Source organism: Stenotrophomonas sp. PS02298 (assembly GCF_029959445.1).
GTDB lineage: Bacteria > Pseudomonadota > Gammaproteobacteria > Xanthomonadales > Xanthomonadaceae > Stenotrophomonas.
Map to the genome: position 1 here is coordinate 1 of NZ_JASCOR010000279.1, position 2,875 is coordinate 2,875.

Genomic DNA, 2,875 nt, shown 5'->3' on the forward strand with positions numbered 1-2,875 from the left:
GCCGACAGCAATGAAATTGCAGCAATGCCTGCAATCGGATCGACCACCAGCTTCGCGGCTTACGCCGCTCCTACAACCCGCTGGTCAGGGCTGGTACAACGCCCGTGCATTGGCGATCACCCGGCGCATCTGCGCGCGGTCGGTATGCCGTGATATCGCCTGCGCGCCGAGCACGATGGCCTGCTCACGCAGCGGTGCCGGCACGTCGTAGTGCACGCCGCTGGGGCGGTTCTGGAAGGCTCTGCGCGGAATCCCGAGCTGCTGCGCCAGCGCATGCAGCTCGGGCAAGGTGTCGGCCATCAGATGCGCCCAGCGCTCACCGCGCCAGGGGTGTACCGCATCGTCGATATAGACCGTCACGTTCGGCCCTGGACTCAGGCCTTGGACTTGTCGTCGTCAGCCGGCACTTCTTCGGCGATGGCGATGGTCTCTTCCGCGGCGTCGTCAGCAGCTGCCTCAGCGGCTTCCTCGCCCTCGATGCCTTCGAACTCGGATACAAGGCCGGCCAGGTAATCGTCGGCGGTCTTGCCTTCGTCGGCAGCAAGGTCGTCGATCATCTGCTGCAGCGCTGCGGAGTATTCCAGGGTGACCTTGCGGCCTTCCTTCTCCTGCACATTGGCCAGGTGCTTGAGCATGGCCAGCATCGGCACCGGGTTGTCGGCGTTGCCCATGGTCTGGCCGCCGATGGCCAGCAGCCACTCATTGCCCTGCAGGCCGATGGCGGCCACGACCTGGCCTTCTTCGTTGACCAGCACGGCGTGGTTCTGCACCTGCTGCTGGGCGTTCAGGCGGGCGAACGGGCGGCGCGGGGCCTGCTTCTTGCGCTTGTCGCGCTTGGCTTTGGAGAGCTTGGACATGTTGTTCGGCTAAAAGGAAAACGATGCCCATTGTAGGCGCAGCGGGCCCCTGCTGCCGGAACAGGGCTCAGCCGGGGCCGTCGCTGACGCCATCAGCCGGGGCCGCTGCAGTGGCTGCCGGGACGACGGCGGTCACTGGCACCGGCAGGCTGTCGGCCTGGTTCAGTGCCGCTGCTTCTGCTTCCTGGCTCATCACCACGATGCTGATGCGGCGGTTGATCGGGTTCTGCGGGTTGCTCTTGTCGAACAGCACCGAGGACGCCAAACCGACCACCCGCGCAACCTTGGCCGGGTCCATGCCGCCTTCCAGCAGCGCACGCCGCGCGGCATTGGCGCGGTCTGCACTCAGCTCCCAGTTGCCGTAACCCAGCTGGGTGGAATAGGCGGTGGTGTCGGTATGGCCGGTGAGGCTGATGTGGTTGGGCACCTGGTTGATGTAGCGTGACAGCTCCACCAGGATCGTCTGCGTATACGGCATCAGGCGCGCGCTGCCGAGGTCGAACATCGGCCGGTTCTGCTTGTCCACGATCTGGATGCGCAGACCTTCCGGGGTGATGTCCAGCAGCAACTGGTCCTTGAACGGCTCCAGCGCCTGGCTCTTGCTGATCGCTTCCTGCAGCTCCTGCTTCAGGGCTTCCAACCGCTGCTTGTCGCGCTCGCGCTCCTGTACCGGCGTGGGCACCGCTTCCTGCTGGTTCTGGAAGGGGTCATTGCTGTTGCCGCGCGAGACATCGGTGGCGCCACCGAGCTTGATCATCGAGGTGCTGGCGCCGCCGGGGCCGGCCATGCCCGGAGCCGGCGTGCTGCTGGTGCCACTCAAGGGGCTGGGGTTGCGGAAGTACTCGGAGATCGCCGCGCGCTCGGGCTTGGTGGTGGCGGCCATCAGCCACAGCACCAGGAAGAAGGCCATCATCGCGGTGACGAAGTCGGCGTAGGCCACCTTCCACGAACCGCCGTGGTGGCCGCCGCCCTGGACTTTCTTCACCCGGCGAACGATTACCGTGGGTTTGCTCTCGGTCATGGCGTGCGCCTTACTTGACCGACTTCAGGTGCTGTTCGAACTCGCTGAAACCCGGCCGCAGTGCCGAGGGCACGGTCTTGCGGGCGAACTCCAGCGCGATCTTCGGGTTGTAGCCACGCAGGCAGGCCAGCAGTGCGGTCTTCACCGATTCATAGATGCGGGCGTCCTGTTCGGCGCGTGCCTCCATCGCCGCGGCCAGCGGGCCGACGAAGCCGTAGCCGAGCAGGATGCCGAGGAAGGTACCAACCAGCGCGCCAGCCACGTGCGCGCCCACTTCCTTGATGTCACCGCCGATCGAGCCCATGGTGATGACGATGCCCAGCACCGCGGCCACGATGCCGAAACCGGGCAGGCCATCGGCGACCTTGTTGAGCACGTGGGCCGGTTCCATCGCCTCGTGGTGGTGCTTTTCCAGCTCCAGCTCCAGCAGCGGTTCCAGCTCATGCGGCTCGATGTTGGAGCCGATCATCAGGCGCAGGCAGTCGGTGATGAAGTCGAGCAGGTGGTGGTCGGCCAGCACCTTCGGGTAGTTGGCGAACACTGCGCTGTCCTGCGGATTCTCGACGTGGTCTTCCAGCGCCATGAAGCCTTCACGGCGCGCCTTGTTGAGCAGTTCGTAGAGCAGGCTGAGCACGTCCAGGTAGTCCTGGCGCTTGTACTGCGGGCCTTTGAACACGCTGACGGTTGCCCGCAGGGTCTGCTTGACGGTCTTGAGCGGCGTGGCGATCAGGAAAGCACCGAGGGCGGCACCACCGATGATGACCAGTTCGTAGGGCTGCCACAGCGCGGCGAGGCGCCCGTGCGCACCGACGTAGCCGCCCAGGACAGCGAAAATGACAACGAGCAGGCCGACGATGATAAGCATGGGGGCAGACAAGGGGAGGGGATATCCCGTTGTCGGCCGTCAGCGGAAAATCTGTAGCGCCGGGCGGCTCCTGTAGTGCCGAGCCATGCTCGGCTGAGGCTCTACTGGTGATGCCTCTGCCGAGCATGGCTC

General features: G+C 65.4%; 4 protein-coding genes. All 4 read right to left on the minus strand.

Translation table 11 applies throughout. From position 1 onward, the window contains the following. Positions 1-84: 84 nt before the first annotated feature. The gene (locus QMX78_RS20990) at positions 85-360 is read right to left on the minus strand and encodes a DUF4031 domain-containing protein (protein WP_282273319.1); all 276 of its coding nucleotides are present in this window, start codon (positions 358-360) and stop codon (positions 85-87) included. A 14-nt stretch (positions 361-374) separates the two neighbouring features. Then, on the minus strand, positions 375-857 hold the full coding sequence (locus tag QMX78_RS20995) for a hypothetical protein (protein WP_282273321.1): 483 nt from the start codon (positions 855-857) through the stop codon (positions 375-377). Positions 858-924: 67 nt separating this feature from the next. Beyond that, positions 925-1,878: a flagellar motor protein MotB gene (gene motB / locus QMX78_RS21000; protein ID WP_282273323.1), complete on the minus strand. Its 954-nt coding sequence runs from the start codon at positions 1,876-1,878 to the stop codon at positions 925-927. Positions 1,879-1,888: 10 nt separating this feature from the next. After that, entirely contained in the window at positions 1,889-2,743 is an 855-nt protein-coding gene (gene motA / locus QMX78_RS21005) for a flagellar motor stator protein MotA (RefSeq protein ID WP_282273324.1), read from the minus strand. Positions 2,744-2,875 lie beyond the last annotated feature (132 nt).

What these genes read in the sequence shown, in the direction of transcription:
- motB (WP_282273323.1), bottom strand. Translation starts at nt 1,878, where the DNA reads ATGACCGAGAGCAAACCCACGGTAATCGTTCGCCGGGTGAAGAAAGTC.
- QMX78_RS20995 (WP_282273321.1), bottom strand. Translation starts at nt 857, where the DNA reads ATGTCCAAGCTCTCCAAAGCCAAGCGCGACAAGCGCAAGAAGCAGGCC.
- motA (WP_282273324.1), bottom strand. Translation starts at nt 2,743, where the DNA reads ATGCTTATCATCGTCGGCCTGCTCGTTGTCATTTTCGCTGTCCTGGGC.